This window comes from Micrococcus sp. (assembly GCF_030523875.1).
GTDB lineage: Bacteria > Actinomycetota > Actinomycetes > Actinomycetales > Micrococcaceae > Micrococcus.
Genome location: NZ_JAUNHR010000141.1, coordinates 1 through 2894, shown reverse-complemented (window position 1 = coordinate 2894; position 2894 = coordinate 1). Strand labels below are relative to the sequence as shown.

At 76.2% G+C, this 2894-nt stretch carries 2 protein-coding genes and 1 pseudogene; 2 read left to right on the top strand and 1 reads right to left on the bottom strand.

Annotation, left to right across the window (positions count from 1 at the left end):
- Window positions 1–260, top strand: a pseudogene (locus Q4D18_RS11455) (hypothetical protein); the annotation flags it as partial.
- A gap of 75 nt (window positions 261–335) precedes the next feature.
- Here the strand turns inward: Q4D18_RS11455 and Q4D18_RS11450 are convergent.
- Window positions 336–1907: an aminopeptidase P family protein gene (locus Q4D18_RS11450; protein WP_303128522.1), complete on the bottom strand. Its 1572-nt coding sequence runs from the start codon at window positions 1905–1907 to the stop codon at window positions 336–338.
- A 54-nt stretch (window positions 1908–1961) separates the two neighbouring features.
- On the opposite strand from Q4D18_RS11450, the gene Q4D18_RS11445 reads away from it, so the two are divergent.
- Window positions 1962–2819, top strand: coding sequence for a PHP domain-containing protein (locus Q4D18_RS11445; protein WP_303128520.1), 858 nt, complete (start codon window positions 1962–1964; stop codon window positions 2817–2819).
- Window positions 2820–2894 lie beyond the last annotated feature (75 nt).

Sequence of the window (2894 nt, the reverse complement as noted above, 5' to 3'; positions counted from 1 at the left end):
CGGCGCCCGCACGCCCCGAGGGCGGCTCGCACGCCGCGCCGGCTCCGGGCCAGGCGGCCGCCGCGCCCGCCGGGGATCCTGCGCCGGCGGACGCCCCCGCCTCCGCGGACGGCGCCCCCTCCGGCCTGGACCGCTCCTACGGGGTCTCCCTGCCGCCGGAGGAGGTCCAGCGCCTCATCGAGGCCCGCGGCGGCCGGCCCTCGCCCGTGCCGGGGCCCCAGGACGCCTCGCGCCCCGACCCGGACGCTCCGCAGCGCTGACGGATCCGCCCGCCAGGACGGCCCGACCCCGGACGGGGTCGGGCCGTCGTCGTCGTGGGCCGGTGCCCGGCGGCCTCAGCCCTGCAGGCGCGCCATCCAGGCCTCGACGTCCTCCGGGGTGCGGGGGAGCGCGGCGGAGAGGTTCTCGGCGCCGTCCTCGGTGACCAGGACGTCGTCCTCGATGCGCACGCCGATGCCCCGGTACTCCTCGGGCACGGCGAGGTCCTCGGCCTTGAAGTACAGGCCGGGCTCGATGGTGAACACCATGCCGGGCTCGAGCACGCCGTCGAGGTAGAGCTCCCGCTTGGCCTGGGCGCAGTCGTGGACGTCCAGGCCCAGGTGGTGGGAGGTGCCGTGGGGCATCCAGCGGCGGTGGTGCTGGCCCTCCTCGGACAGCGCCTCCTCGGCGGACACGGGCAGCAGGCCCCACTCGTCCAGGTGCGCCACGAGCACGCGCATGGCCTCGGCATGGACCTCGCGGAAGCGGATGCCCGGACGCACGATCGCGAACGCGGCGTCGGCGGCCTCGAGCACGGCCTGGTAGATGCGCCGCTGCACGTCGGTGTAGGCGCCGTTCACCGGAAGGGTGCGGGTGATGTCCGCCGTGTAGAGGGAGTCGTCCTCCACGCCGGCGTCCAGCAGCAGCAGGTCGCCGTCCCGGACCTGGCCGGTGTTGCGGATCCAGTGCAGCACGGTGGCGTTGTTGCCCGCGGCGGCGATCGTGTCGTAGCCCAGGTCGTTGCCCTCCACGCGGGCGCGGGCGAAGAAGGCGCCCTCGACGACGCGCTCGCCGCGGGCGTGGCCGACGGCGCGGGGCAGTGCCCGCACGACGTCCTCGAACCCGGCGATGGTGGCGTCCACGGAGGCGCGCATCCGCTCGACCTCCCACGCGTCCTTCACCAGGCGCAGCTCGGAGAGGGCCTCGGTGAGGGCGGCGTCCGCGGCCTCGGCGGCCTGGACGTCCACCTCCGCCTCCTGCCGGGCGCCGGCCACCAGGGCGTCCATGTCCTGGTCCGCCTCGCGCAGCAGGCGCACCTGCGTGGCGGCGAGGTCCTTGGTCACGGCCGTCTCCAGCTCCTCGAGGCCGGCGGTGCGCAACCCCGTGCGGGCCGCCATCTCGGCGAGGGTGGGGCGGGCGCCGATCCAGAACTCGCCCGCGCGGGGGTCGGAGTAGAACTGCTCGGAGTCCCGCCCGGCCAGGGGGCGGAAGTACAGGGTGGCGGCATGGTCCGTGCCGTCGTCGCCTGTGCCGCCGTCCACGGGCTCGAGCACGAGCACCGCGTCCGGCTCGTGGTCCGCGCCGAGCCCCGTCAGGTGCGCGAACGCGGAGTGCGCGCGGAAGCGGTAGTCCGTGTCGTTCGAGCGGACCTTCAGTCGGCCGGCGGGCACCACGATCCGCTCGCCGGGGAAGGCGGCCGAGACCGCGGCGCGGCGGCGCGCGGCGTGCGGGGCCGAGGCGTCGGCGTCGGGCAGGGCGTCCGAGGACGGGGCCCACTGCGAGCCCATGAACGCGCGGAACGCGTCCGAGGCGGGCTTCTGGGAGCGGTTCTCCACGCGCTCGGCCAGGGGCTGGGGGGAGACGGCGGGCGGGGTGGGGCCGCCCTCGGGGGCGAGGTCGTCGGGCTGCGGGGCGGGGGAGTCGGTCATGGCCTCCATGCTCTCACCGCCGCCCCGCCGGTCGCCGCCCCGTACGCTGGGGGCATGCCCGTGGCCCGCTACGACCTCCACACCCACTCCATCGAGTCGGACGGCACTCAGCCGCCCGCGGAGGTGGTGCGCGCCGCCGCCCGCGCCGGACTGGACGGCCTGGCGCTGACGGACCACGACACCACCGCCGGGTGGGCCGACGCCGCCGAGGCCGCGCGCGCCGAGGGCGTGCTCCTGGTGCCGGGCATGGAGATGTCCTGCATGGCCGCGGACGGCACGAGCGTGCACCTGCTCAGCTACCTGCACGATCCCGAGGACCTGGCCCTGCGCACCGAGCTGGAGACCTCCCGCGCCTCCCGGCTGACCCGGGCCCAGCGGATGACCGAGCGCCTGGCCGAGGACTTCCCCATCACGTGGGAGCTCGTGCGGGAGCACGCGAGCGAGAACGCCACGATCGGCCGGCCGCACATCGCCGACGCCCTCGTCACCGCCGGCGTGGTGCCGGACCGCTCCGCCGCGTTCGCCACGATCCTCACCGGCCGCTCCCGCTACTACGTCCCGCACCACGCCGCCGACCCCGTGGAGGCGGTCCGCCTGGTCCGCGCCGCCGGCGGCGTCCCGGTGTTCGCCCACCCCCGCGCCGTCATGCGCGGCCGGGTGGTGGACGTCGAGGTGATGGAGGCGATGATCGAGGCGGGCCTCGCCGGCCTCGAGGTCGACCACCGGGACAACCCCGAATCCGAACGCACCTGGCTGCGCAGGATGGCCGCCCGCCACGGCCTGTTCGTCACCGGCTCCTCCGACTACCACGGCACCGGCAAGCCCAACCTGATCGGCGAGTTCACCACCGGCGGCGAGGTCCTGGCCGAGATCGAGCACCAGGCCACGGGCACGGCGGTCGTGCGCGGCTGAGTCCTTTCTCGAGCGGCCCGGTCAGCGCCCCGCACGACGACGGCGGCCCGCCCCCTCGCAGAGAGGGGACGGGCC